The sequence below is a fragment of the Streptomyces sp. NPDC013157 genome (assembly GCF_042899865.1).
Taxonomy (GTDB): domain Bacteria; phylum Actinomycetota; class Actinomycetes; order Streptomycetales; family Streptomycetaceae; genus Streptomyces.
The window spans coordinates 72785-97310 of record NZ_JBIBAK010000012.1 but is presented as its reverse complement, the minus strand read 5'-3'; the positions used below and the strand labels follow the sequence as shown (position 1 = coordinate 97310).

Annotated in this window: 23 protein-coding genes and 3 tRNA genes; 13 read left to right on the top strand and 13 right to left on the bottom strand. The window is 71.3% G+C overall.

Annotation, left to right across the window (positions count from 1 at the left end):
• Positions 1-9: 9 nt before the first annotated feature.
• From purD to ACFY6U_RS31480, 4 genes are all read left to right on the top strand, one after another.
• Positions 10-1263: a phosphoribosylamine--glycine ligase gene (gene purD / locus ACFY6U_RS31495; RefSeq protein ID WP_390043622.1), complete on the top strand. Its 1254-nt coding sequence runs from the start codon at positions 10-12 to the stop codon at positions 1261-1263.
• Positions 1264-1540: 277 nt separating this feature from the next.
• Positions 1541-3400, top strand: coding sequence for a hypothetical protein (locus ACFY6U_RS31490; RefSeq protein WP_390043620.1), 1860 nt, complete (start codon positions 1541-1543; stop codon positions 3398-3400).
• A gap of 338 nt (positions 3401-3738) precedes the next feature.
• Complete coding sequence (locus tag ACFY6U_RS31485) at positions 3739-5235, top strand: N,N-dimethylformamidase beta subunit family domain-containing protein (protein ID WP_390043618.1); 1497 nt, start codon at positions 3739-3741, stop codon at positions 5233-5235.
• A 194-nt stretch (positions 5236-5429) separates the two neighbouring features.
• Positions 5430-6329 carry a phosphoribosylaminoimidazolesuccinocarboxamide synthase gene (locus ACFY6U_RS31480; protein WP_390043616.1) on the top strand — a complete coding sequence of 300 codons (900 nt, stop codon included), beginning with the start codon at positions 5430-5432 and terminating at the stop codon, positions 6327-6329.
• Between the two features lie 105 nt (positions 6330-6434).
• Here ACFY6U_RS31480 and ACFY6U_RS31475 read toward each other — a convergent pair.
• The 8 genes from ACFY6U_RS31475 to ACFY6U_RS31440 form a co-directional block, all read right to left on the bottom strand.
• A tRNA-Gly gene (locus ACFY6U_RS31475) sits at positions 6435-6507 on the bottom strand.
• 22 nt (positions 6508-6529) lie between these two features.
• Positions 6530-7144 (bottom strand): response regulator, encoded by a 615-nt coding sequence (locus ACFY6U_RS31470; RefSeq protein WP_390043614.1) that lies wholly within the window; start codon positions 7142-7144, stop codon positions 6530-6532.
• Positions 7141-8385: a sensor histidine kinase gene (locus tag ACFY6U_RS31465; protein ID WP_390043612.1), complete on the bottom strand. Its 1245-nt coding sequence runs from the start codon at positions 8383-8385 to the stop codon at positions 7141-7143. Before ACFY6U_RS31465 ends, ACFY6U_RS31470 begins: the two co-directional genes overlap by 4 nt.
• A gap of 25 nt (positions 8386-8410) precedes the next feature.
• Positions 8411-9178: an ABC transporter permease gene (locus tag ACFY6U_RS31460; RefSeq protein WP_390043610.1), complete on the bottom strand. Its 768-nt coding sequence runs from the start codon at positions 9176-9178 to the stop codon at positions 8411-8413.
• The gene (locus tag ACFY6U_RS31455; protein ID WP_390043608.1) at positions 9175-10098 is read right to left on the bottom strand and encodes an ABC transporter ATP-binding protein; all 924 of its coding nucleotides are present in this window, start codon (positions 10096-10098) and stop codon (positions 9175-9177) included. Before ACFY6U_RS31455 ends, ACFY6U_RS31460 begins: the two co-directional genes overlap by 4 nt.
• A gap of 143 nt (positions 10099-10241) precedes the next feature.
• Positions 10242-10317, bottom strand: a tRNA-Gly gene (locus ACFY6U_RS31450).
• A gap of 81 nt (positions 10318-10398) precedes the next feature.
• Positions 10399-10470, bottom strand: a tRNA-Gly gene (locus tag ACFY6U_RS31445).
• Positions 10471-10606: 136 nt separating this feature from the next.
• The gene (locus tag ACFY6U_RS31440; RefSeq protein ID WP_351485536.1) at positions 10607-10924 is read right to left on the bottom strand and encodes an Lsr2 family protein; all 318 of its coding nucleotides are present in this window, start codon (positions 10922-10924) and stop codon (positions 10607-10609) included.
• Between the two features lie 342 nt (positions 10925-11266).
• Between ACFY6U_RS31440 and purS the strand changes: the two genes are divergently transcribed.
• From purS to purL, 3 genes are read left to right on the top strand one after another with little or no spacing between them, the layout of a single operon-like run.
• Entirely contained in the window at positions 11267-11530 is a 264-nt protein-coding gene (gene purS / locus ACFY6U_RS31435; RefSeq protein WP_093501106.1) for a phosphoribosylformylglycinamidine synthase subunit PurS, read from the top strand.
• A complete protein-coding gene (purQ, locus tag ACFY6U_RS31430) occupies positions 11527-12207 on the top strand; it encodes a phosphoribosylformylglycinamidine synthase subunit PurQ (protein WP_390043605.1) in 681 nt (226 codons plus the stop codon). Before purS ends, purQ begins: the two co-directional genes overlap by 4 nt.
• A complete protein-coding gene (gene purL / locus ACFY6U_RS31425) occupies positions 12204-14462 on the top strand; it encodes a phosphoribosylformylglycinamidine synthase subunit PurL (protein WP_390043603.1) in 2259 nt (752 codons plus the stop codon). The genes purQ and purL overlap by 4 nt, the downstream gene beginning before the upstream one ends.
• A gap of 57 nt (positions 14463-14519) precedes the next feature.
• On the opposite strand, the gene ACFY6U_RS31420 is transcribed toward purL, so the two are convergent.
• The 3 genes from ACFY6U_RS31420 to ACFY6U_RS31410 all read right to left on the bottom strand — a co-directional run bounded on the left by ACFY6U_RS31420 (position 14520) and on the right by ACFY6U_RS31410 (position 15919).
• The gene (locus tag ACFY6U_RS31420; protein ID WP_390043601.1) at positions 14520-15104 is read right to left on the bottom strand and encodes a Uma2 family endonuclease; all 585 of its coding nucleotides are present in this window, start codon (positions 15102-15104) and stop codon (positions 14520-14522) included.
• A 139-nt stretch (positions 15105-15243) separates the two neighbouring features.
• Positions 15244-15708, bottom strand: coding sequence for a Clp protease N-terminal domain-containing protein (locus ACFY6U_RS31415; RefSeq protein ID WP_390043599.1), 465 nt, complete (start codon positions 15706-15708; stop codon positions 15244-15246).
• 7 nt (positions 15709-15715) lie between these two features.
• Positions 15716-15919, bottom strand: a complete 204-nt coding sequence (locus ACFY6U_RS31410; RefSeq protein WP_351485525.1) for a helix-turn-helix domain-containing protein — start codon at positions 15917-15919, stop codon at positions 15716-15718.
• A gap of 205 nt (positions 15920-16124) precedes the next feature.
• Between ACFY6U_RS31410 and ACFY6U_RS31405 the strand changes: the two genes are divergently transcribed.
• From ACFY6U_RS31405 to purM, 6 genes are all read left to right on the top strand, one after another.
• A complete protein-coding gene (locus ACFY6U_RS31405) occupies positions 16125-16469 on the top strand; it encodes a hypothetical protein (RefSeq protein ID WP_390043597.1) in 345 nt (114 codons plus the stop codon).
• On the top strand, positions 16466-18484 hold the full coding sequence (locus tag ACFY6U_RS31400; protein WP_390043595.1) for an esterase-like activity of phytase family protein: 2019 nt from the start codon (positions 16466-16468) through the stop codon (positions 18482-18484). Before ACFY6U_RS31405 ends, ACFY6U_RS31400 begins: the two co-directional genes overlap by 4 nt.
• Before the next feature lie 24 nt (positions 18485-18508).
• Positions 18509-19306: a sterol carrier family protein gene (locus tag ACFY6U_RS31395; RefSeq protein WP_390043593.1), complete on the top strand. Its 798-nt coding sequence runs from the start codon at positions 18509-18511 to the stop codon at positions 19304-19306.
• A 63-nt stretch (positions 19307-19369) separates the two neighbouring features.
• Entirely contained in the window at positions 19370-19804 is a 435-nt protein-coding gene (locus tag ACFY6U_RS31390) for an META domain-containing protein (RefSeq protein WP_390043591.1), read from the top strand.
• 232 nt (positions 19805-20036) lie between these two features.
• Positions 20037-21566 (top strand): amidophosphoribosyltransferase, encoded by a 1530-nt coding sequence (purF, locus tag ACFY6U_RS31385; protein WP_390043589.1) that lies wholly within the window; start codon positions 20037-20039, stop codon positions 21564-21566.
• Positions 21567-21600: 34 nt separating this feature from the next.
• Positions 21601-22677, top strand: coding sequence for a phosphoribosylformylglycinamidine cyclo-ligase (gene purM / locus ACFY6U_RS31380; RefSeq protein ID WP_390043587.1), 1077 nt, complete (start codon positions 21601-21603; stop codon positions 22675-22677).
• Between the two features lie 124 nt (positions 22678-22801).
• On the opposite strand, the gene ACFY6U_RS31375 is transcribed toward purM, so the two are convergent.
• Positions 22802-23065 (bottom strand): DUF3073 domain-containing protein, encoded by a 264-nt coding sequence (locus ACFY6U_RS31375; RefSeq protein ID WP_294001675.1) that lies wholly within the window; start codon positions 23063-23065, stop codon positions 22802-22804.
• 300 nt (positions 23066-23365) lie between these two features.
• Entirely contained in the window at positions 23366-24457 is a 1092-nt protein-coding gene (locus ACFY6U_RS31370; protein ID WP_390043585.1) for a Leu/Phe/Val dehydrogenase, read from the bottom strand.
• Positions 24458-24526: the final 69 nt, after the last annotated feature.

The following is a 24526-nucleotide window of genomic DNA, read 5'->3' as shown; positions in this document are numbered from 1 at the left end:
CTGGCCCCCGTGAAGGTCCTCGTCATCGGCAGCGGCGCCCGCGAACACGCCCTGTGCCGCTCCCTGTCCCTCGATCCCGACGTCACCGCGCTGCACTGCGCCCCCGGCAACGCCGGCATCGCCGAGGTGGCCGAGCTGCACCAGGTCGATGCCCTGGACGGCGGGGCCGTGGCCTCGCTGGCCCTGGAACTCGGCGCCGAGCTGGTGGTCGTCGGCCCGGAGGCCCCCCTCGTCGCCGGTGTCGCCGACGCCGTGCGCGAGGCGGGTGTCCCGGTCTTCGGCCCCTCCGGGGAGGCCGCGCGGATCGAAGGGTCCAAGGCGTTCGCCAAGGACGTGATGGCGGGGGCCGGAGTGCCCACCGCCCGTTCGTACGTCTGCACAAACGCCGAGGAGGTCGCCGAGGCTCTCGACGCCTTCGGGGCGCCGTACGTCGTCAAGGACGACGGGCTCGCCGCCGGCAAGGGTGTCGTCGTCACCGACGACCTGGAGGCCGCCAAGGCGCACGCGGCCGCCTGCGAGCGGGTCGTCATCGAGGAGTTCCTCGACGGCCCCGAGGTCTCCCTCTTCGCGATCACCGACGGCCAGACGGTCCTCCCGCTCCAGCCCGCGCAGGACTTCAAGCGCGCACTGGACGGCGACGAGGGGCCGAACACGGGCGGCATGGGGGCCTACTCCCCGCTGCCCTGGGCCGACCCCAAGCTCGTCGACGAGGTCCTGGAGACCGTCCTCCAGCCGACCGTCGACGAGATGCGGCGCCGCGGCACCCCGTTCTCCGGTCTCCTCTACGCCGGCCTCGCGATCACCTCGCGCGGCGTGCGGGTCATCGAGTTCAACGCCCGCTTCGGCGACCCGGAGACCCAGGTGGTCCTCGCCCGCCTGAAGACCCCGCTGGCCGGCGTCCTGCTCGCCGCCGCGAACGGCACCCTCGCCGACCTTCCGCCGCTGCGCTGGCGCGACGACGCGGCCGTCACCGTCGTCGTCGCCTCGTACAACTACCCGGACACCCCGCGCACCGGCGACCCCATCACCGGCCTCGACGCGATCGCCGCCGAGGACGCGCCGCACGCCTACGTCCTGCACGCGGGGACGAAGCGCGCCGGTGACGACGTCGTCAGCGCCGGCGGCCGGGTCCTCTCCGTCACGGCGACCGGCGAGGACCTGACCCAGGCCCGCGAGCGCGCCTACGCGGCGGTGGCGCGGATCGGCCTCGACGGCTCCCAGCACCGTACGGACATCGCCGCGAAGGCGGCGGCGGAGGCCTGACCCCGCCGTCCCCGCGGACCCGTCCCTGATCAGGCCCCGGACCCGAAATCCGGGGCCTGATCATTGCTGTCTGTCGATCACCTCTGACCAAAGCCATTCCATCGAGTGACCGATGCCGTATCCGGCTGACGGGGGCCGAGGCCCCAACTAGGGTGCGGCGCAGGCGTTCCGGCACTTGGCCCACCGGCATTGCGATGTCGGTGGCGGGTGCCACAGTGGGGGAGTGAGCAACAGCCAGGACAGGCCGAGGACAGCAGGGAGGGGGTGAGGTCCGGACGTGACCAGTACCGGTATCGGCGCGGAGGCGGGCGCGCAGGCGGCGCGTACCCGGGCCCTCGCCGTGCTGCGCATCCGCGGCCGCGCCCTGGCCGTGGCGCTGCTGCCCGCCGCGGCCACGGTGATCCTGCTGGCCGGCGGTTCCACCGGCCACTTCGTCGGCCGCGGCTGGGACTCCGCCCGCTGGATCGTCGGCGCCCTCGCGGTACTCGTGCTGCTGGCCGCCGTCGGCATCGCCCTGGTCGTGGCCCGGGCCCGCCCGGCGGTGAGCCCCACGGTCCCGATCCCGGAGGACTCCGCCCCCGACCTGTACCGGATGGTGCGCGACCTGGCCGACCGCCTCGACGTGCCGGCGCCCTCCGCCATAGCGCTCACCCCGGACTGCGACAGCTGGCTGGAGGACCGCACCCACCCGGCCCACGGCCCGCCCGCGCCCAAGGGCGGCGACGAGCTCGGCACCCCCGGCCTGCACCGCCGCACCCCGGCCGCTCCCGTCCTCGTCATCGGCTCCCCGTTCCTGTGGTGGATGCGCGTCGGCGAGCTCCGCGCGGTCCTCGCCCCGGTCGTCGCCGGTACGGGACCCTCGGCGCAGCCGGACATAGCGGCAGCCCGCCGGTTCGTCAGGGGCCTGGACGCGGCGGTGGCGGTGTCCGCGGCGCCCGCCCGATGTCCCGCCACCCGCCTGGTGTGCGCGGGCGTCGCCTGGGTGGCCCGGCTGCTGCTCCGGGGCTGCCGGGAGCACGCGACGCTGATGGAGCGCGGGGTCGCCGCCGCGGCCGCCGAGCGGGCCCAGGCCGTCGACTACGGACTGCGGATCGTCGCCCAGGAGCAGGTCGGCCTGGCCTACGCCGGCTGGGACCGGCTGCTCACCCGGGTCGCGCTGCCCGCCTGGCGGATGGGCCGCTGGCCCTCCCGGCTGGACGCGGGCGTGGTCGCGGCCCTCACCGAGCTGTCCCGGCGCGACCGGCTGGCCGAGGGCTTCGCCTCCCGGCTGGGCGAGCGGCCCGCCTGCGACCTGCTGGAGGAGCCGGGGCTGGTGGACGAGGCCGCCTCGCTGCTCGCCGCCCGCCTCTTCCACGGCGGCCCCGCCGAGCCCGGCCCGGCCTGGTCGCCGGTGGCCTGGCAGGAGTACCCGGACGAGGTCGTCGACCGCACCTGGCGCACCGAGGCGGCCCGCCTGCACCGCGTCCTGGACGCCCTCGGCGTCCGTGCCACCCTCGACCCCAGCGCCCCGGACCCCGGCGGTCCCACCCTGGCCCGGGTCCTGGACCACCTGACCGACCCGACCGCCGCCCCCGACAGGCGCCGGGGCCTTCCGGCCTACGACGACTCCCGCACCCCCGGCTACGACGAAGGCCCCCGCGCCGCCGGCCACGACGACGACCCCCGCACCCCCGGCTACGACGAGGAGGCGGACGAGCCCACCGGTACCGAGCGCAGCGCCGCCCTCGCCGCCGGCCTCACCGCGGCCCTCGCCCGCGAGGAGCACGAGGGAGCGCACGCGAGCACGGCCGACACCGCGCGCCCCGGCTGCCCCGCGGCCGCCGGCCAGGGCGGCCCCGGCAGTCCCCTCTGGGACGACGGCGCACTGCCCCTCTTCCCGCTCCAGCCCCCGCGCACCGCCCGCGAACTCCTCGCCGACCACGTCAAGGCGATGGTGTGCTGCGCGGCCGTGGACACCGCTGGAGCCACCCCCGGCCTGGACTGGCTCGACGGCCCGGCCCTGCTGGTCGACGGCGAGCGGGCCGCCGACCTGACGCCCAGAGTCCTCAGCCTCATCGAGGAGGGAGACCCGGCCCCGCTGCGGGCCTGGCTGGTCGAATCCGGAATACGTCCCGAGAAGCCGGTCCGACTGGTCTGACCTCGGCGTTTCGGCGCTTTAGCGGAGCAAAGTGTTCCACTTCAGGCAAATTCGCAACGAACCGTGACCGGACGCGTGCGTTATGTGATGTGCTGGGACCGTTGTCGGATGTGGCAAGCGCATCCGACATAAGACAGACGCCTCAGGCACGGCACGGCACGACACGAACCGGCGCGGCAGACCGGATCAGAACCGGGCGCAACCAGGCACCACGGCGCAGGCACACCAGCACGGGCACGACAGCAAAAGACGCACGCAGGCATCGCACAACACCCATCACACATCGCACACGGCTCGTATCAGCACGCTTCACGGGGGCACGAGGGAGGGGAGCCACCATGGCATCGGACCAGATCCGCCGCTGGGAGTCGGGAGCACTCGCGCACGCCGTCACGGACCCCTTCGGTCAGGGGCCCGTCCCCTGGCTGCGCGGCAGCGAGACCTATTTCGACGACACCGGCCATGTCGTCCCCTGGTACGTGGACCCCAGCCGGCCACAGCCCACCGGCGAGAACCCCCGGGTCCCGGCACCGCGCACCGCCATCGGCGGCCCGCGCTCGGCGGACGACGTGCACCGCCAGATCAAAGGATTCACCTCGACCGGCTCGGTCACCCCGGGCGAGGCCGTCGACTTCCACATCACCGTCGACCCGCCGCAGGAATTCAGCGTCGACATCTACCGCATCGGCCACTACGGCGGTGACGGCGCATCGAAGATCACCACCAGCCCCCGGCTGTCCGGCATCGTCCAGCCCCCGCCGCTGGCCGCCGACCGCACGGTCTCCTGCCACCACTGGTGGCTGTCCTGGCGGCTGCAGGTCCCGTCGCACTGGAGCATCGGCGCCTACGTCGCCGTGCTCACCACGGCCGACGGCTACCGCTCCCACGTGCCCTTCACGATCCGCGACAACCACCTGGCCGACCTGCTGCTCCTGCTGCCGGACATCACCTGGCAGGCGTACAACCTCTACCCCGAGGACGGCCGCACCGGTGCCAGCCTCTACCACGCCTGGGACGAGCGGGGCCGGCTGCTCGGCGAGGCCGACGCGGCGACCACCGTCTCCTTCGACCGGCCGTACGCGGGCGCCGGCCTGCCCCTGCACGTCGGCCACGCCTACGACTTCATCCGCTGGGCCGAGCGCTACGGCTACGACCTCGCCTACGCCGACGCCCGCGATCTGCACGCCGGCCGCGTCGACCCCACCCGCTACCGGGGCCTGGTCTTCCCGGGCCACGACGAGTACTGGTCGCCGCAGATGCGCCGCACGGTCGAGCTGGCCCGGGACAGCGGCACGAGCCTCGTCTTCCTCTCCGCCAACACCATGTACTGGCAGGTGGAGCTGGGCCCCTCCCCGTCCGGGGTCGCGGACCGCCTGCTGACCTGCCGAAAACGCAGGGGCCCGGGGAAGCCCGTGCTCTGGCGCGAGATCGACCGGCCCGAACAGCAGACGGTCGGCATCCAGTACGCGGGCCGGGTGCCCGAGCCGTACCCCCTGATCGTGCGCAACGCGGGGCACTGGCTCTGGGAGGCCACCGGCGCGCACGAGGGCGACGAGCTCCCGGGCCTGGTGGCCGGCGAGGCCGACCGCTACTTCCCGCGCACCGCGCTGCCGGAGCACGAGGAGCGCATCCTGCTCGCCCACTCCCCCTACGCCGACAGCGACGGCGTCCTGCGTCACCAGGAGACCTCCCTGTACCGCGCCCCCTCCGGCGCCCTGGTCTTCGCCGCCGGCACCTTCGCCTGGTCCCCGGCCCTGGACCGCCCCGGCCACATCGACCCGCGTGTCCAGCGCGCCACCGCCAACCTCCTGGACCGCATCTGCAAGCACGACTGATGCAGGCCACGCATGCAGGTCACGCACGCAGGTCACACATGCAGGCCACGAAGGGCAGCACGACGCATGCATGCGTCATGCATGCGTCATACACGCGACCGGCCCGCACAGACGTCCGCGCGGCCCCGCTGTCCGTGCGCAACCCGGCATACGGGAGAATCGAGGGCACCTGTACAGAACCACGGGGAGGAACCGTGTCCGGATTCGTCGAAAAGCCCGAGCCCGTGGAGGTGCCGGGCCTGGTGCATCTGCACACCGGCAAGGTGCGCGAGCTGTACCAGAACGCGGCCGGAGACCTCGTGATGGTCGCCAGCGACCGCCTGTCCGCCTACGACTGGGTACTGCCGACCGAGATCCCCGACAAGGGGCGGGTCCTCACCCAGCTCTCCCTGTGGTGGTTCGACAAGCTCGCCGACCTGGCCCCCAACCACGTCATCAGCACCGAGCTGCCCGAGGGCGCCCCCGCCGACTGGGCGGGCCGTACCCTCATCTGCAAGTCCCTGAAGATGCTCCCGGTCGAGTGCGTGGCCCGCGGCTACCTCACCGGCTCGGGGCTGGCCGAGTACCAGGAGTCCCGCACGGTCTGCGGGCTCGCCCTCCCCGAGGGCCTGGTCGACGGCTCCGAGCTGCCCGCCCCGATCTTCACCCCGGCCACCAAGGCCGAGGTCGGCGAGCACGACGAGAACGTGTCGTACGAGGAGGTCGCCCGCCAGGTCGGCGCCGAGACCGCCGCCCAGCTGCGCCAGGCCACCCTCGCGGTGTACGGGCGGGCGCGGGACATCGCCCGGGACCGGGGGATCATCCTGGCCGACACGAAGTTCGAGTTCGGCTTCGAGAACGACACCCTCGTCCTCGCCGACGAGGTCCTCACCCCGGACTCGTCCCGCTTCTGGCCGGCCGACGAGTGGCAGCCGGGCCGCGCCCAGCCGTCTTTCGACAAGCAGTACGTGCGCGACTGGCTGACCTCGGCCGAGTCCGGCTGGGACCGCAGGAGCGAGCAGTCCCCGCCGCCGCTGCCGGAGCAGGTGGTCGAGGCGACCCGCGCGAAGTACATCGAGGCGTACGAGCGGCTGACGGGCAACACCTGGTCCTGACGGCGGCGTCTCCCGGGCCCCCGGGCCCGGGAGAACCGAAGGTCTCGCTCCCCAGAAGCACCGAACGCGGAAGGCCCCCGGCGGAAACCGGGGGCCTTCTCTCTGAGCGGACGACGAGGCTCGAACTCGCGACCTCAACCTTGGCAAGGTTGCGCTCTACCAACTGAGCTACGTCCGCATGCGCCGTGGCGCGAGAGCAACTATACCCAACCTCGCTCCCGCGCGAGACGCACTGCCGCATGACGGTTCTCCGCACCGAGTTTGGTGACGGCCGAGGAGAGGTAGTTCCGCACGGTCCCCGGCGACAGCGCGGCCCGCTCGGCGATCTCCGCGACCGGTGCCCCGTCGGCCGCCAGCTCCAGCACCTCCGCCTCCCGCGCGGTCAGCGGCGAGTCACCGGCGGAGATCGCGTCGGCGGCCAACTCCGGGTCGACGTAGCGGTTTCCCGCGTGCACGGTCCGGATGATCTCGGCGAGCCGCTGTGCGCTCACCGTCTTCGGGACGAACCCGCGCACACCGGCGGCCAGCGCCCGCTTCAGGTGCCCGGGCCGTCCGTGACCGGTGACGATCAGCACCTGGCAGCCGGGCAGTTCGGCACGGAGCGATGTGGCGACCCTCACACCGTCGGCGCCGGGCATCTGCAGATCCAGCACCGCCACATCGGGCCGGTGGGCCCGCGCCATGGCCAGCGCCTCGGGCCCGCTCGCCGCCTCCGCGACGACGAGCAGATCGTCCTCAAGGCCGAGCAGCGCGGCCAGCGCACCCCGGATCAGATGCTCGTCGTCCGCGAGCAACAGCCGTACCGGAGACGTCATGAAGTGACTCCACTCACACTCGTATCGGCCGTCGTACGACCGGACAGCGGCACCGAGGCCACCACCCGGAACCCGTCCGCCCCGACCGGCCCGGCGTCCAGCGTCCCGTCGACCACCGCGAGCCGCTCCCGCAGCCCGGCCAGCCCGGACCCGCCGCCCCCGTCACTCCCACGCGCCACGACTCCGTCGTTCTCCACCGTCAGCTCCACGCATCCCTCCCGCACCCGCAGCCCCACCGCGCACCGTCCCGCGTCCCCGTGCCGCAGCACGTTGGTGGTCGCCTCCCGCACCACCCACCCGAGCGCCGACTGCACTTCCGCGGGCAGTCCGGCGGCGTCGCCGGTCACCTCGCAGCTGAATCCCGCGGCCGTCAACACGCCCTGTGCACCGGCGAGTTCGGAGCCCAGGTCGGCGTCCCGGTAGCCCCGTACGACATCGCGCACCTCGCGCTGCGACTCCTGGGCGATCCGCTGGACCTCGATCATCTGCTCGACGGCCTCGGGCCGTTCGCGCCGGGCCAGCTGGACCGCCAGTTCGCTCTTGAGGGCGATGACGGCGAGGTTCCGGCCGAGGACATCGTGCAGATCGCGGCCGAACCGCAGCCGTTCCTCGGCGACGGCGAGCCGGGTCCGGGTCTCGCGGGCCTCGTCGAGCTCGTAGACGGCGTTCAGCAGCCAGACGGAGAAGATCGAGGTGAAGGCGAGGAACACACCCCCGAGGAACACCACGAGCGCGGTGAACAGCGCGGCCGCCCCGGGGTAGCCGAGCGGGAAGGAGACCGCTCCGGCACCGCAGGCGAAGCCCGCGACGAGCGACAGCACCCGCTTCCGGTTGTGCACCCCGAGCGCCATGGTCCCGGCGCCGAAGATCAGCACCCCGGTGAAGACGCTGCCGCCGGCGGCGTCCATGTCCGGTCCCGACCCGTGCTTGCGCAGGACGAGGGCGACGACGGCGAAGACGTACGTCGCCGCGGCGAGCGCCCACAGCAGCCGCACCGGCTGCTCGCGCCGGCCGCGGGTCCAGTCCAGGGCCCGGGAGGCGGTCACCGCGCAGAGCAGGGCGTGGACCACGACCATCGCCATCAGCCAGCCCGCGACCCCCGGCCCGGCCTGCGAGAACACCGGCAGCCCGATCGCCGCGACCTCGATCACCGCGAAGAAGTGGAACGACCACCGTGTGTACGTCTCGACCTTGGCGGGAGTGGTCTTCCCCCGCCACCAGCCGCCTGCTGTTCCGCTCATGCCGGTCCCGTGTCCCCTGTTCCCCTCAGCGCCGGGGTTCCCAGCGGAACCACCGCCGTACAGCAAACACGGCGACCACCGTCCAGGCCAGAGCGGTGAGGACCGCGCCCAGGGCCTGGCCCGCGCTCAGCTCTCCGGTCCAGCCGGCCCGGACCAGACGGACGGCCGGGGAGAGCGGGAGGAGTTCGCAGACCGCGGCGACCCGGTGGGGCAGGACGTCCGCGGGGACGGCGATGCCCGAGCCCATCATGGACACGAGGACCAGGGGCGCCGCGGTGATCTGGGCGCTCTCGGTGGTCCGGGTGAAGGCCGCGGTGAGCGCGGCGAGCGCGGCACTGAGCAGCAGGCCGAGGAGGAGTCCGAGCAGCGTCAGATACGGCGCCTCGGGCGCGCCCGCGTCGAGCAGCACCGTGCAGCCGACGGCCGGCAGCAGCGCCTGTGCCAGGCCGAGACAGACGGCGGGCAGGGCGGTGCCGGTCAGGATCTCCGGGTCGGAGAGCTCGCCGGTGCGCAGCCGCTTGAGGACGAGTTCCTCGCGGCGGGCGACGAACGCGCCGACCAGTGAGCTGTAGACGGCGAACAGGAAGGAGAAACCGATCGCCGCGGTCAGCGTCAGCGTGCCGACGTTCAGCCCCTTTTCCCGGAGGTCGAACTGGTCGATCGCGGGCCGCACGGTGGCCGGCAGCACGAGCGGCATGAGCAGCGCGGTGAGCACCGCACTGCGATTGCGGCCGAAGAGCAGCAGCTCGGCGCGGGAGAGGGCGCGCAGCCGCGCCGTGACCACGGTGTTCATGCGGCCGCCTCCTTCGCGATCCCCAGGAACGCCTCCTCCAGCGAGGCGGACCGCACCTCCAGCCGGTTGAGTTCGATTCCGGTCCGTTCGGCCCACCCCAGCACCCCGGCGGCGGTCCGCTGCACCTCGCGGGTCCGCAGCCGTACGAGCCTGCCGTCGAGTTCGTGTCCGCACACGCCCATCGCGGCGAGCGGCGGCAGGTCTCCGACGAAGTAGCCCGTGGGCAGTTCGAAGGACATGCGCGCGGGCCGGCCCGCGGTCACCTCGCCCGGTGTCCCGGCGGCCGCGATGCGCCCCTCGTGCAGGATCGCGAGCCGGTCGGCGAGGGACTCGGCCTCCTCCAGGTAGTGCGTGGTGAGCAGGACGGCCGTCCCGTCGTCGCGCAGCGCGCGTACCAACTCCCAGGTGTCCCGGCGGCCTTCGGCGTCGAGTCCGGTGGTCGGCTCGTCCAGGAACAGCACCTCGGGCCGGCCGAGCAGTGCGAGTGCCAGGTCGAGGCGGCGCCGCTCGCCGCCGGAGAGCTGCTTGACCCGGACGTCCGCCCGGCCGCGGAGCCCGACCAGGCCGAGCGCCTCGGCCGTGGGCCGGGCTCCCGTCGTGCAGCCGGCCCACATCCGTACCGTCTCGCCGACGGTCAGCTCGGAGGGGAAGCCGCCTTCCTGGAGCATCACGCCGGTGCGCGGGCGTACGGCGGCCCGCTCCCGGTGCGGGTCGTGGCCCAGCACCCGTACCCGGCCCCCGTCCGGCGGCGCGAGTCCTTCGAGCAGTTCGACGGTCGATGTCTTTCCGGCGCCGTTGGTGCCGAGCAGCGCGAAGATCTCCCCGCGGGCCACGGAGAAGGTGATTCCGCGGACCGCCTCGAACCCGCCCCCGTAGACACGCCGGAGATCTGTGACCTCAATCACGTGTTCGTAGTCCATGACTCCAGCGTCCCCGCGGCCGGGTCGCGGGAGCAGTGCGCGGTGTCATCACTCGCCATGACAAATGTCAGGGGGCTCTCCGGCGGATGCACGCGGGCGCACGAAAAAACCCCAGTCATATGACTGGGGTTTCCTCTATGAGCTGGAGCGGACGACGAGGCTCGAACTCGCGACCTCAACCTTGGCAAGGTTGCGCTCTACCAACTGAGCTACGTCCGCACTGCTCCCGACCGGCTCCCACCGATCGGTGCGAGCACCAGCCTACCTGATCCACAAGCATGCTCAGGACCGGCGGTGCAGAGCGGGTGACAGGAATTGCACACTGCGCCTTCCCCCTGGAAGGGGGATGTTCTACTACTGAACTACACCCGCATGTACTCCGTGGGCTTCGGCTTTTCGGCCGTGCCCGTCGGCGTGCTCCAGACATTAGCTGATCAGCAGGGGGGTAGCGCAAGTCGGCTGCCCCCAGGGGCGTCTGATGCACCCTGAGAGCAGCCGGCCGCCCTTGTCACTGGGCGGCGCTGAACGCCTCGTACACCTTCTTCGGGATGCGGCCGCGGGCCGGGACATCCATCTTGTTCGCCTGCGCCCAGGCGCGGACGGCCGCCGGGTCGGGGGCGACCTCCGTCTGCTTGTACGCCTTGCCCGACTTCGACCGCTTGCGGCCGGCCTCCACGTAAGGCTCCAGGGCCTTGCGCAGTTTCTTGGCGTTGGCTTGATTCAGATCGATCTCGTACGACTTGCCGTCGAGTCCGAAGGCGATCGTTTCCGCCGCTTCCGAGCCGTCGATGTCGTCAAAGAGAGTGACCACGACCTTCTGCGCCACGAATATTCGGTCCCTTCGTGTGGCACGTCTATACAGCTCATCGACAGCTCATCGGCGATGACCGCGACGGCGGAAGATGACGTGCCGAGTATCGGCTATTGCCAATTCATTTGTACAGTGCCTGGCAATACAAAGTGAAGCCCGACTAAATCCGTCCGCGTGTCCCAGCGCAATAGATGTCGTGGACGAACCCGGGGAACTTTCCCAGAACTTTTCGCGAGGATCCGCCGCCGTCACCCGATCGTGATGCGGCTCACGTAGTTTCCTACAACTCTACCCGCGTAGAAATTTCGTACGGGTAGTCTGAAGGAACCAGCTCAGCACCACACACCGGGAGTGCCAGTGGCACGCGTCGTAGTCGACGTCATGCTCAAGCCGGAGATCCTCGACCCCCAGGGCCAGGCGGTCCAGCGTGCGCTGCCGCGCCTGGGTTTCGAAGGCATCTCCGATGTACGTCAGGGAAAGCGATTCGAACTGGAAGTTGACGGACCGGTCGACGAGGCCGCGCTCGCCCGCATCCACGATCTTGCGGAATCCTTCCTCGCCAACACCGTGATCGAGGACTTCACGGTTCGTGTCGACGAAGTCGCGGAGGCGGCGAAGTGACCGCTCGTATTGGCGTCGTCACTTTCCCGGGAAGCCTCGACGACCGTGACACCCAGCGCGCGATCCGTCTCGCGGGCGCGGAACCGGTCGCCCTCTGGCACAAGGACAAGGACCTCCACCAGGTCGACGCGGTCGTCCTTCCCGGTGGTTTCTCCTACGGCGACTATCTGCGGGCCGGCGCCATCTCCCGCTTCTCGCCGGTGATGGAGACGGTCATCGAGCAGGCGAAGGCCGGGCTGCCGGTCCTCGGTATCTGCAACGGCTTCCAGATCCTCACCGAGGCGCACCTGCTCCCGGGCGGAATGCTGGGCAACGACCACCTCCACTTCATCTGCCGCGACCAGAAGCTGCGGGTGGAGAACGCGGGCACGGCCTGGACCAGCGACTACCGCGAGGGCCAGGAGATCCACATCCCGCTGAAGAACATGGACGGCCGGTACGTCGCCGACGAGTACACGCTCGACCAGCTGGAGGCGGAGGGCCGGGTCGTGTTCCGTTACCTGGACTTCAATCCGAACGGTTCGCTGCGCGACATCGCCGGCATCACCAACGAGGCCGGCAACGTCGTGGGCCTCATGCCGCACCCCGAACACGCGGTCGAGCCCCTCATCGGTTCCGGCCGCACCGACGGCCTCCCCTTCTTCACGTCGATCCTCAAGAAGCTGGTCAACGCATGAGCCGGACGCCTCTGGACACGGTCGAGCACGCGGCCGCGACCCCCGACGTCGAGCTGCCCTGGGCCGAACTCGGCCTGAAGAAGGACGAGTACGAGCGGGTGGTGGAGATCCTCGGCCGCCGCCCGACCGGCGCCGAGCTCGCCATGTACTCGGTCATGTGGTCCGAGCACTGCTCGTACAAGTCCTCCAAGGTCCACCTCCGCCAGTTCGGCGAGAAGGCGCCCCAGTCGGACGCCCTGCTCGTCGGCATCGGCGAGAACGCGGGCGTGGTCGACGTCGGCCAGGGCTACGCCGTGACCTTCAAGGTCGAGTCCCACAACCACCCCTCCTACGTCGAGCCCTACCAGGGCGCGGCGACGGGCGTCGGCGGCATCGTCCGCGACATCATCGCGATGGGCGCGCGTCCGGTGGCCGTGGTCGACCCGCTGCGCTTCGGCGCCGCCGACCACCCGGACACCAAGCGCGTCCTGCCGGGCGTCGTCGCCGGCATCGGCGGCTACGGCAACTGCCTGGGCCTGCCCAACATCGGCGGCGAGGTCGTCTTCGACGCCTGCTACCAGGGCAACCCGCTGGTCAACGCCGGAGCCATCGGCGTCATGCGGCACGAGGACATCCACCTCGCCAAGGCCTCCGGCGCGGGCAACCAGGTCATCCTGTACGGCGCCCGGACCGGCGGCGACGGCATCGGCGGTGCGTCGATCCTGGCCTCGGAGACCTTCGACGACGCGAAGCCCTCCAAGCGCCCCGCGGTCCAGGTCGGCGACCCCTTCCAGGAGAAGCTCCTCATCGAGTGCACCCTGGAGGCCTTCCGGGAGAAGCTGGTCGTCGGCATCCAGGATCTCGGTGCGGCCGGCCTGTCCTGCGCCACCTCCGAGCTCGCCTCGAACGGCTCCGGCGGCATGACCGTCACCCTGGACGACGTCCCGCTGCGCGACTCCACCCTCTCGCCCGAGGAAATCCTCATGAGCGAGTCGCAGGAACGCATGTGCGCGGTGGTCGAGCCGGCCAAGGTCGCCCGCTTCCTGGAGATCTGCGAGAAGTGGGACGTCATCGCCACCGTCATCGGCGAGGTGACCGACGGCGACCGCCTGGAGATCTTCTGGCACGGCGAGAAGATCGTCGACGTCGACCCGCGCACCGTCGCCCACGACGGCCCGGTCTACGAGCGCCCGTACGCCCGCCCGTCCTGGCAGGACGCCCTCCAGGCGGACGACGCGAACAAGCTGCCGCGCCCCGCGACGGCGGAGGAGCTGAAGCAGCAGGTCCTGAAGCTGGTCGGCTCCCCGAACCAGGCCTCCAAGAAGTGGATCACCTCCCAGTACGACCACTTCGTGCAGGGCAACACGGTGCTGGCCCAGCCCGAGGACTCGGGCATGATCCGCATCGACGAGGCCACCGGCCTCGGCGTCGCCATCGCCACCGACGGCAACGGCCGGTACGCCAAGCTCGACCCGTACGCGGGTGCCCAGCTGGCGCTCTCGGAGGCCTACCGGAACGTGGCCACCACCGGCGCCAAGCCGCTGGCCGTCTCCGACTGCCTGAACTTCGGCTCGCCCGAGGACCCGGCGGTGATGTGGCAGTTCGCGGAGGCCATCCGCGGTCTCGCCGACGCCTGCCAGCAGCTCGGCACCCCGGTGACCGGCGGCAACGTCTCCCTCTACAACCAGACGGGCGAGGCGGCCATCCACCCGACCCCGGTGGTCGCCGTCCTCGGCGTGATCGACGACGTGGCCCGCCGCACGCCGGTCGCGTTCCAGGAGGAGGGCCAGCTGCTCTACCTCCTCGGCGACACGCGTGCGGAGTTCGGCGGCTCGGCCTGGTCCCAGGTCGTCCACGACCACCTGGGCGGGCTGCCCCCGAAGGTGGACCTGGAGCGCGAGCGCCTGCTGGCCGAGATCCTGATCTCCGCCTCCCGCGACGGCATGATCGACTCCGCGCACGACCTGTCCGACGGCGGCCTCGTCCAGGCCGTGGTCGAGTCGGCGCTGCTCGGCGGCAAGGGCGCACGCCTGGTCGTCCCCGACGGCCTCGACGCCTTCACCTTCCTGTTCTCCGAGTCGGCGGGCCGCGCGGTCGTCGCGGTGCCGCGCTCCGAGGAGGTCCGCTTCAACGACATGTGCGGTGCCCGGGGTCTGCCGGTCGCCCGCATCGGTGTGGTGGACGGGGACTCGGTCGAGGTCCAGGGCGAGTTCGAGCTGTCCCTGGCCGAGCTGCGCGAGGCACACGAGGGCACGATCGAGGCGCTGCTGGCGTAACCGGCCGCAGATCGACGAAGGCCCCGCCCGGAAGCATCCGGGCGGGGCCTTCTCGGCTCACCGGACGTAGTTCTTGAGGATCTCCGTGTCCAGCTCGATGTCCATGGGGCCGGGCAGGGACACCTTCTCGCCGAACTTCGAGGTCTGGACGGTGCGGTAGCCGCCAACCTGCCGGTCCGGGCCGCTGTGCACCGTGACCGTGCAGGAGTCCCGGTCGATCAGGAGGTACAGGGGGATCCCGGCCTGACCGTACGCGGTCGGCTTCTCATGCCGGTCCCGTCGGTCCGTGTCCGAGTCGTACGAGGTGATCTCGACGACCATGAGCGCGCCGTCCGGGTCCGCCCACTCGCCGTATCCCGCGAAGTGGGCCTCCGGCGCGAGTACTGCGTCCGGCCTCGCCCTGCCTTCCCGACAGGCCTCTACCCGGAGTCCTCGGCCGTAGTACAGGTCAAGGTCGGGCCTGGTCTGCATACAGCGCCGGGCCAGCCAGGACACGATGGTGTCGTGGTCCCCGTCCGTCACCTTCTTGACTCCGATCCGTCCGTCGATGAACTCCAACGTGACGGTCTCGGGAGCGGTGGAGGCGATCGTTTCGAACTCTTCCACCGACATCTGAGACGTGCGCTCGGCCATAACCGTCATGTTGCACCCCCTTCCAGGCGAAGGCCAGCATCGCCCGCTTCCGGCGGTGCGGGGGCCGGTATTGCCGTTGACCACTCGCACGGGTGATCGCCCCGGCTCACGACCTCGCCTCCTGCCCACCACTCCAGGGCCCGGCGTCTCAGCGGCCCGGCTGCCGCAGGTGGGTGCGGACGGCGGTGCGGTCGATGTCGAGTTCGGCGAGGAGTTCCGCCACCGGGTCCGGTCGTTCGCAGTCGAGGAGGGCCAGCAGCAGGTGGTCCGGGGTGATGCGGCGGCTGTGGGCCTTCTTCGTCTCGGCCAGGGCGCGGGGGAGGACGGCACGGGCGCCCGACGTGAAGGGGGTCCGCTTGCGGGATGGGGGGATCGGGGCTCGGTCGATCCCCTCGACGTCGATGCCGACCACGGCCAGCGCGGACCGGTCGAGGGTGTCGAGGGCGGCGCGGGCGGTCTCCAGATCGGCGCCGAGGGCCCGGACCGCGCCGGGATCGTGCAGCACTCCCAGCAGGAGGTGCTCGGTACCGATGCGGCGGTCGCCGCGCAGCGTGGTCTCCTCGAGCGCCGCCGCGACGGTCGCCCGGGCCTCTGCCGCGAACTGTTCGAACATGGTCGTCTCACTTCCCGTACTTGGCGTGGACGGACTGCCGGGACACGCCCAGGGCGTCCCCGATCTGCTCCCAGGACCATCCCTGTTCCCGTGCGCGCACCACGGCCGCGGCTTCGACCTGCTCGGCCAGTCGGTGCAGGGCACCCACGGCCCGCAGTCCCACCGCGGGGTCGTGCGACCTGAGGCGTTCTGAGAGATCTCCTGCGTTCATGTGTGTCAGTCTGGATTGACGGATCGCCGTCTGTCAACCCAGGCTGACAGAGGGCCCGCGGGGATATGCGGTGAAGGAGTGGAGACGCCTCTTCGGGCGCGGGCGCCCCACCGCTACCCTCCAGAAAAGTGACTTGCCAACTGCCGATGCACATGGGGTAGTTGGAGGGGTGGCACATCCGTGAGCGAGCTGGGGGAGCAGCCGGATGGAGATCAGGTTCGAAGCGTCGGGATCCGCCCGCGAGGACGAACTGCTTTCCCTGTACGACTGGTTGGCGGCCGACCGCGCCCTGCGCGGCCAGGTCCGGGTGACCCGGGTCGCGGAAGCCGGTGCGGGCGCCGGCCGGATGGGCCCCGGCCTGGACGCCGTCCTCGCGGTGCTGTCCACCGTGAGCAGCGTGGGCCAGCTCCACCTGTCGTATCTGGCCTGGCGGCGCAGCCACCGGCCGCGCAGCCGGGTCAGCGTCGAGATCACCGGCGATCCCGACCAGGTGGCGGACCTCATGCGCAGGTTCGCGGAGGCCGACGACGCGGACGGAGAGCCGCAGTGACGGACACCACGTCCGTCGAGAGTTTCGGCCGGATCGACCCGGAGCGCTCCGCCTGCGTCCTGATCGGCGTGGACGACTACACCCACCTGGACCCGTTGCGCAGCGTCAAGCTCAACCTCAAGGAGCTGCGCGCCGCGCTCACCGACCCGGACATCTGGGGCATCCCCGACGACGAACGGAAGCGGATCCGTACGGTCGCCAACCCGGCCTCCCCGGCCGAGCTGGTCGGCCCGATCCGCGAGGCCGCCGCGCTCGCCGAGGACACGCTGATCGTCTACTACGCCGGTCACGGGCTCATCGACCGCCACGAACGGCAGCTGCTGCTCACCCTGCCGGACTCGGTCGAGGACCAGCCGGACACCTGTGTCCGCTCCGGCGACGTCCGCCGCGCCATCCGCGACACGGGTTCCGCGCTGCGCCGGGTCCTGATCCTCGACTGCTGCTTCAGCGGCCATGTGCTGACGGAGATGACGGACGGCCACGGCCAGGACGTCCAGGTGGCCGTGTCGACGCTGCGGGACGTCGAGGGGGCGTACGTCATGACCTCCGCCCCGCGCGACCGTCCCTCCCACGCCCCCGACCCCAAGCGCTGCACCCTGTTCACCGGTGCCCTCGTCGACGTCATGCGCCAGGGCCTGCCGGACGGCCCGGAGATGCTCGGCCTGCGCGACCTCTTCCTGGAGGCCAGGAGACGTATCCACACCCTCAAGCCCGAGGTCCCGCAGGAACCGCAGGACGAGGACCACAACGGCGTCGGCGGCCTCGACTTCGTCCGCAACGTCGCCAAAGGGCCCCGGTGGCCCCTCCAGGTCCCCCTGCCGCCTCCCACGCGCTGGCAGCGCATCCGCACCCCCGTTCTCTCCGCGACCGCCGCCGCCCTCGGTCTCGCCCTCGGACTGGGCGCCCCGCCTCTGGTCCACTGGTGGCACGACACCCACCCGGCCGCCGCCGCCGGCCCCTGCGCGGCCCCCTCGCCGCACGATCCGGCGGCGCCCCGCGCCGTACTGCTCGACCACTCCGACGCGCTGAACAAGAAGAGCGTCGACTACGAGGACATCTACGGCCTGTCCGCCCTGGCCCTCGTCTCGCAGGGCAAGGACGTCAAGGCGCTCGCGCTCGCCGACAACGCGCCCGGCCGGGTCTGGCCCGTCACCCTCGGGTCCCCGTTCGAGCTCAGCCCCAGCGCCGACACGGCCGTGCCGCTGCGCCGCGCGGACGGCACGAAGTTCCCGATCGACGGCGACTGGTACGACGGCGAGGGCATGGTCATCGAGCAGGGCGGCAAGACCATGCTGGTCTCCTCCGAGACCGGCCCGGCCATCCGCCGCTTCGACGTCGCCACCGGGCGGCAGGTCGGCAAGGACTTCCCCATCCCGAAGAAGCTGCGCTACGCGCCCGACGGTTCCGCGCAGACCGGCCGCAGCATCGAGTCCCTCGCCGTCTCCCCGGACGGCCGCCACCTCTATGCCGGCTGGGAGGGACCGCTGGCCGACGACGGCGACACCCGCGGCCGGGGCATCATCCGCATCCAGCGCTACACCGGAACACCCGGCGGCGACTACACCCCGGACGGGCAGTACGCGTTCCTCGTCGACGACGGCATGTACCTGTCCGAGCTGACCGCCATCGACGACAACGGCGACCTCCTCGCGCTGGAACGCCAGTACGTCGCCGGTCTCGGCTCGGAGATCCGGATCGTCCAGCTCTCCCTCGCCCACGCCCAGGACGTCACGAAGCTGAACTCCCTGTGGCACCAGTCCGCCAACATCTACGCCGCCGACGAACTGGTCGTCGACATGGCGACCTGCCCGGCGGGCGGCCCCGGCGCGGTCGCCGTCCCGGCCTCGAACCCGCAGCACCCCCTCCTCGACAACGTGGAGGGCATGGCCCTCGGCGCCCCCTGGACATCCGGCAGGTACCAGGGCTGGCACCCGCTCTACCTGGTCTCCGACGACAACGACAGCGACACCCAGATCACGCGCTTCTACTCGCTGGCCGTGAAGCTGCGCCGCTGAACGCCGATGAATAGGCTCACCGCCATGCCCCAGGCCAAGAAGCGCGCCCGCAGTTACGACGCGGCCAGGACCCGTACGGCGGTTCTCGCCCAGCTCTCGAACGTGCGGGACGCCGTCCGCACCCTCACCCCCGAGCAGCTCTCGCTCCCCACCCGGCTGGAGGGGTGGACCGTACGGGACCTCGTCGCCCACATCGGCATGGCGGTCACCGCCGTCCACCGGGCCCTGGACCAGCCCGAGCCGGCGAAGGCCGACGCGGTGCTGCTCGACTGGCCGTTCGGGACCTCCGGCAACTCCGCCGCCATCGCCGACTTCACCCGGCGCCTCGCGGCCGACCACCCCGACCTCGACGCCTACCTCGCCGACGTCGACGCCAGCCTCCGCACCCTGCTCGACGCGCACCCCGGCACCCGGCTGCTCGCCACCGGCGCCGGCGCGCTCTCCCTCGACGACTACCTCGTCACCCGGACCGTCGAGCTGGTCGTCCACACCGACGACCTCGCCGCGGCGGTCCCGGGACTCGACGTCCCCTACGACCGGCAGGCCCTGGCCGCCTGCACCCGGCTGCTCGCCGACACGCTCGCGGTCAAGGCGCCCGGCGGGTCGACCGAGGTGCGGGTGCCGCCGTACGCCGTGGTGCAGTGCGTCGAAGGGCCCCGGCACACCCGGGGGACCCCGCCGAACGTCGTCGAGACCGACCCGCTGACCTGGATCCGGCTGGCCACGGGGCGGCTGGCGTGGAAGGCGGCCGTGGCGGACGCCCGGGTCAGCGCCAGCGGGGAGCGGGCGGACCTCGGGGCGTACCTGCCCGTCATGGGATGAGGGAACCGATCACCCGGTGCGTGCCGTCGAAACGGTATGTACGGGTACGGGTTGAAACAGCGCATGCGCCGTATGACCCCGGCGAGGGCGGTGGCCGCCGGCCTGATCGCTCTGCTCGCGGTGGCCTGCGGCAGTGAGAGAGGCGGAACCGTGGGGACTGGGCCGTCCGTGACCGGGATCGACTGGACCGTCGACAGCGTGACCGCCGACGGCACCACCCACCGCGCCCCGGCGCCCGCCCACGTGAGGATCGAGGACGGCCGGGCGGCCGGCAGCCTCGGGTGCAACCGGTTCAGCGGCACGGCGCAGATCACCGGCGACCAGATCCGGCTGAGCCACGTCCGTACCACACGGATGGCCTGCGACGACGCGCGGATGACCTTCGAGCGCACCCTCTCCCGCACGCTCACCTCCGGACCGCTGACCATGACGGGTGAGGGCGGGAAACTCACCCTCACCGCAAGCGGCGGCGACCGCGTCCAGCTGTCCAGGACGTGACCGCGACCCGGGCCGTGGCCCCCCGAATGATGTGCGACACCTCACTCAGAGATACGGTGTGAGGGGGTTGCGCGGGCACCGGTCAGCCCGAACCGGAGCCGTCTGGAGAAACCTCCTACCTCGCTGACCTGCGAAAATGGAGAAAGCCACAACGGCGTCCGCGATCGTAGATCCATTACGGCTGTGTATCCCCAATTCGGACCAGTGGTCGATCTCGCCTACACTCGGTGCCGTGCCACGTGGTGACGGTCTCCTCAATCACGATCTGCTCCCCGGTGAGAAGGGCCCCCAGGACGCTTGCGGCGTCTTCGGTGTCTGGGCTCCCGGTGAAGAGGTCGCCAAGCTCACGTACTTCGGGCTGTACGCCCTCCAGCATCGGGGCCAGGAGTCCGCGGGTATCGCGGTCAGCAACGGCTCCCAGATCCTCGTCTTCAAGGACATGGGCCTCGTCTCCCAGGTCTTCGACGAGACCTCGCTCGGTTCGCTCCAGGGTCATATCGCGGTCGGTCACGCCCGCTACTCGACCACCGGTGCGTCCGTGTGGGAGAACGCCCAGCCGACGTTCCGCGCCACCGCGCACGGCTCGATCGCGCTCGGCCACAACGGCAACCTCGTCAACACGGCGCAGCTCGCCGAGATGGTCGCCGAACTCCCCAAGGACCACAACGGACGGTCCACCCGGGTCGCGGCCACCAACGACACCGACCTGCTCACCGCCCTCCTCGCGGCCCAGACCGACGAGGACGGCAAGCCGCTGACCATCGAGGAGGCCGCGCACGCGGTCCTGCCGAAGGTCCGGGGCGCCTTCTCCCTCGTCTTCATGGACGAGCACACCCTCTACGCCGCCCGCGACCCGCAGGGCATCCGCCCGCTGGTTCTCGGCCGCCTGGAGCGCGGCTGGGTCGTCGCATCGGAGTCCGCCGCGCTCGACATCTGCGGCGCCAGCTTCGTCCGCGAGATCGAGCCGGGCGAGTTCGTCGCCATCGACGAGAACGGCCTGCGCACCTCGCGATTCGCGGACGCGAAGCCCAAGGGCTGCGTCTTCGAGTACGTGTACCTGGCCCGCCCCGACACCGACATCGCCGGGCGGAACGTCTACCTCTCCCGCGTGGAGATGGGCCGGAAGCTCGCCGCGGAAGCCCCGGTCGACGCCGACATGGTCATAGCGACCCCGGAGTCCGGCACCCCGGCAGCCATCGGCTACGCGGAGGCCTCCGGCATCCCCTTCGGCAACGGTCTGGTCAAGAACGCCTACGTCGGCCGGACCTTCATCCAGCCCTCGCAGACCATCCGGCAGCTCGGCATCCGCCTGAAGCTGAACCCGCTCAAGGAAGTCATCAAGGGCAAGCGCCTGGTCGTCGTCGACGACTCGATCGTCCGCGGCAACACCCAGCGCGCGCTGGTGCGGATGCTGCGGGAGGCGGGTGCGGCCGAGGTCCACATCCGGATCTCCTCGCCCCCGGTGAAGTGGCCGTGCTTCTTCGGCATCGACTTCGCCACCCGCGCCGAGCTCATCGCCAACGGCATGACCATCGAGGAGATCGGCACCTCGCTCGGCGCCGACTCCCTGGCGTACATCTCCATCGACGGCATGATCGAGGCGACCACCATCGCCAAGCCGAACCTGTGCCGCGCCTGCTTCGACGGCGAGTACCCGATGGAGCTCCCGGACCCCGAGCTGCTCGGCAAGCAGCTCCTGGAGACCGAGCTGGCGGCCGGTCCGGCAGCCACGGCCGCGGCCGACGCGATCCGTCGCCCGTAAGCCTCGTAGAAACCAACCCGAAAGATCCCAGGCAATGTCTGAGAGTCAGTCCTCCGGTGCTTCCTACGCGGCTGCCGGCGTCGACATCGAAGCGGGCGACCGCGCCGTGGAGCTGATGAAGGAGTGGGTGAAGAAGACGCAGCGCCCCGAGGTCCTCGGCGGCCTCGGCGGCTTCGCCGGCCTCTTCGACGCCTCCGCCCTGAAGAACTACGAGCGCCCGCTGCTGGCCTCCGCGACGGACGGCGTGGGCACCAAGGTCGACATCGCGCGGCAGCTGGGCGTGTACGACACCATCGGCCACGACCTGGTCGCCATGGTCATGGACGACATCGTGGTGTGCGGTGCCGAGCCGCTGTTCATGACCGACTACATCTGCGTCGGCAAGGTCCACCCTGAGCGGGTCGCCGCGATCGTCAAGGGCATCGCCGAGGGCTGTGTGCTGGCCGGCTGCGCCCTGGTGGGCGGCGAGACGGCCGAGCACCCCGGCCTCCTCGGCGCGGACGACTTCGATGTCGCCGGCGCCGGTACGGGCGTGGTGGAGGCCGACCGGCTGCTCGGCGCGGATCGTATCCGTACGGGTGACGCGGTGATCGCCATGGCGTCCTCCGGGCTTCACTCGAACGGGTACTCCCTGGTCCGGCACGTGCTGCTGAACCAGGCGGGCCTCGCCCTCGGCGCGCACATCGAGGACCTGGGCCGCACCCTCGGCGAGGAACTCCTGGAGCCGACCAAGATCTACTCGCTGGACTGCCTGGCCCTGATGCGTACGGCGGAGGTCCACGCCTTCAGCCACATCACCGGCGGCGGCCTCGCCGCGAACCTGGCCCGGGTGATCCCGGACCACCTGCACGCGATCGTCGACCGCGCCACCTGGACCCCCGGTCCGATCTTCGACCTGGTCGGCCGCACCGGCAACGTCGAGCGGCTCGAACTGGAGAAGACGCTCAACATGGGCGTCGGCATGATGGCGATCGTCCCGCAGGAATCGGTGGACGTGGCGCTGACCGCACTGGCCGACCGCGGGGTCGACGCCTGGGTCGCAGGCGAGATCACCGAGCGCGGTGAACACACCACCGGTGCGGAACTGGTGGGCGACTACGCGCCGAACTAGCCCCTCCGGCGTGTGACGTTTGAGGAGCGGGGTCCGGGGCGGAGCCCCGTGAGGCCAGCACAAAACCCGGTCCGGCGATGGAGCCCCGGACCGGGCAAGTGAAGCGGCTCAGCAGCCGCCGGCGTCAAGCACCGCGACGATGCCGGGAGTGCGGACCGGACTGATCGTCCTCGTCCTCGTCCTCATCGTCGTCGTTGTAGAGATCCGCGTACTGGGCGTACGGGTCGTCATCCTCGTCGTCGTCCTCGAACGGCTCGCCATTCGGCGGCTGGCTCGAAGTCGATGCGCCCAGCTCGCTGGCCAGACGTGACAGGTCAGTCCCACCGCTGTTGTACTTCAGCTGGCGGGCGACCTTCGTCTGCTTGGCCTTGGCCCGGCCGCGCCCCATGGCTCGACCCCCTCGGTGACGGGGCTCGACGGCCCCAGAGTCTGACACGCGTTCATGGTCCGGAACGGGCTCTCCTCGGAGAGACCGGTCCGTAGGGCTTCCACGGTACCTGAGCCCGCGCCCATACGGTACGTCGCCCGCACCACGCGCCTGGCTGCACGACCCGCGAGGCGCCCCGTCCCCGCTGGTCAACCACGATTTTAACCACTTCCTGGCGGACGACCCGCCGACGAACGTGAGAGTTCTCTCCAAGTGCCCGTCGGCGGGTACCGGAAATCCGTCCGGAAACCCGGTGTTCGATCAGTGGCCGCCCACCGTTGCCCCTTCGTGCATCCGCTGTTCGGCGATCCGGTCGGCCGCCGCGGCGGGCGGAATCCCGTCCTCCTTCGCACGTGCGAAGATGGCCAGCGTGGTGTCGAAGATCTTCGCCGCCTTCGCCTTGCACCGGTCGAAGTCGAACCCGTGCAACTCGTCGGCGACCTGGATGACCCCGCCGGCGTTCACCACGTAGTCCGGCGCGTAGAGGATCCCGCGGTCGGCGAGGTCCTTCTCGACGCCCGGGTGGGCGAGCTGGTTGTTGGCCGCGCCGCACACCACCCGGGCCGTCAGTACCGGCACGGACGCGTCGCTCAGGGCGCCGCCGAGCGCGCAGGGGGCGTAGATGTCGAGGCCCTCGACGCGGATCAGGGCATCGGTGTCGGCGGCCACCTGGACCTGCGGGTGGCGGTCGGAGATCCGGCCGACGGCCTCCCGGCGCACGTCCGTGACGACCACCCGGGCGCCCTCCTCCAGCAGGTGTTCCACCAGGTGGTGGCCGACCTTGCCGACGCCCGCGATGCCGACGGTGCGGCCGCGCAGCGAGGGGTCGCCCCACAGGTGCTGGGCGCTGGCGCGCATGCCCTGGTAGACGCCGAACGCGGTGAGGACGGAGGAGTCGCCCGCGCCGCCGTTCTCGGGGGAGCGGCCGGTGGTCCAGCGGCACTCGCGGGCCACCACGTCCATGTCGGCGACGTACGTGCCGACGTCGCAGGCGGTGACGTACCGGCCGCCGAGCGAGGCCACGAACCGCCCGTAGGCGAGCAGCAGCTCCTCGGTCTTGTCGCGGTCCGGGTCCCCGATGATCACGGCCTTGCCGCCGCCGTGGTCGAGCCCGGCCATGGCGTTCTTGTACGACATCCCGCGCGCGAGGTTGAGGGCGTCGGCGACGGCCTCCTCCTCGTTGGCGTACGGGTAGAAGCGGGTGCCGCCGAGGGCGGGGCCCAGCGCGGTGGAGTGGATGGCGATGACGGCCTTGAGGCCGCTCTTGCGGTCCTGACAGAGCACGACCTGCTCGTGACCGCCCTGGTCCGAGTGGAACAGGGTGTGCAGGACGCTGGTGGAAACGTCGGTCACTGTGGTGACTCCCGGTTGTGTCGCGTGTGTCGCGGCGGGTGGAAGCGGGGGCTCCCGTAAGGGTGGCGG

Coding starts and splice junctions, on each gene's coding strand:
- ACFY6U_RS31460 (WP_390043610.1), bottom strand. CDS start 9,178: ATGAACACCGTGGTCACGGCGCGGCTGCGCGCCCTCTCCCGCGCCGAG.
- ACFY6U_RS31455 (WP_390043608.1), bottom strand. CDS start 10,098: ATGGACTACGAACACGTGATTGAGGTCACAGATCTCCGGCGTGTCTAC.
- ACFY6U_RS31375 (WP_294001675.1), bottom strand. CDS start 23,065: ATGGGGCGCGGCCGGGCCAAGGCCAAGCAGACGAAGGTCGCCCGCCAG.
- ACFY6U_RS31415 (WP_390043599.1), bottom strand. CDS start 15,708: ATGTTCGAACAGTTCGCGGCAGAGGCCCGGGCGACCGTCGCGGCGGCG.
- ACFY6U_RS31405 (WP_390043597.1), top strand. CDS start 16,125: ATGGAGATCAGGTTCGAAGCGTCGGGATCCGCCCGCGAGGACGAACTG.
- purL (WP_390043603.1), top strand. CDS start 12,204: ATGAGCCGGACGCCTCTGGACACGGTCGAGCACGCGGCCGCGACCCCC.
- ACFY6U_RS31420 (WP_390043601.1), bottom strand. CDS start 15,104: ATGACGGTTATGGCCGAGCGCACGTCTCAGATGTCGGTGGAAGAGTTC.
- ACFY6U_RS31395 (WP_390043593.1), top strand. CDS start 18,509: ATGCCCCAGGCCAAGAAGCGCGCCCGCAGTTACGACGCGGCCAGGACC.
- ACFY6U_RS31470 (WP_390043614.1), bottom strand. CDS start 7,144: ATGACGTCTCCGGTACGGCTGTTGCTCGCGGACGACGAGCATCTGATC.
- ACFY6U_RS31485 (WP_390043618.1), top strand. CDS start 3,739: ATGGCATCGGACCAGATCCGCCGCTGGGAGTCGGGAGCACTCGCGCAC.
- purM (WP_390043587.1), top strand. CDS start 21,601: ATGTCTGAGAGTCAGTCCTCCGGTGCTTCCTACGCGGCTGCCGGCGTC.
- ACFY6U_RS31465 (WP_390043612.1), bottom strand. CDS start 8,385: ATGAGCGGAACAGCAGGCGGCTGGTGGCGGGGGAAGACCACTCCCGCC.
- ACFY6U_RS31390 (WP_390043591.1), top strand. CDS start 19,370: ATGCGCCGTATGACCCCGGCGAGGGCGGTGGCCGCCGGCCTGATCGCT.
- ACFY6U_RS31410 (WP_351485525.1), bottom strand. CDS start 15,919: ATGAACGCAGGAGATCTCTCAGAACGCCTCAGGTCGCACGACCCCGCG.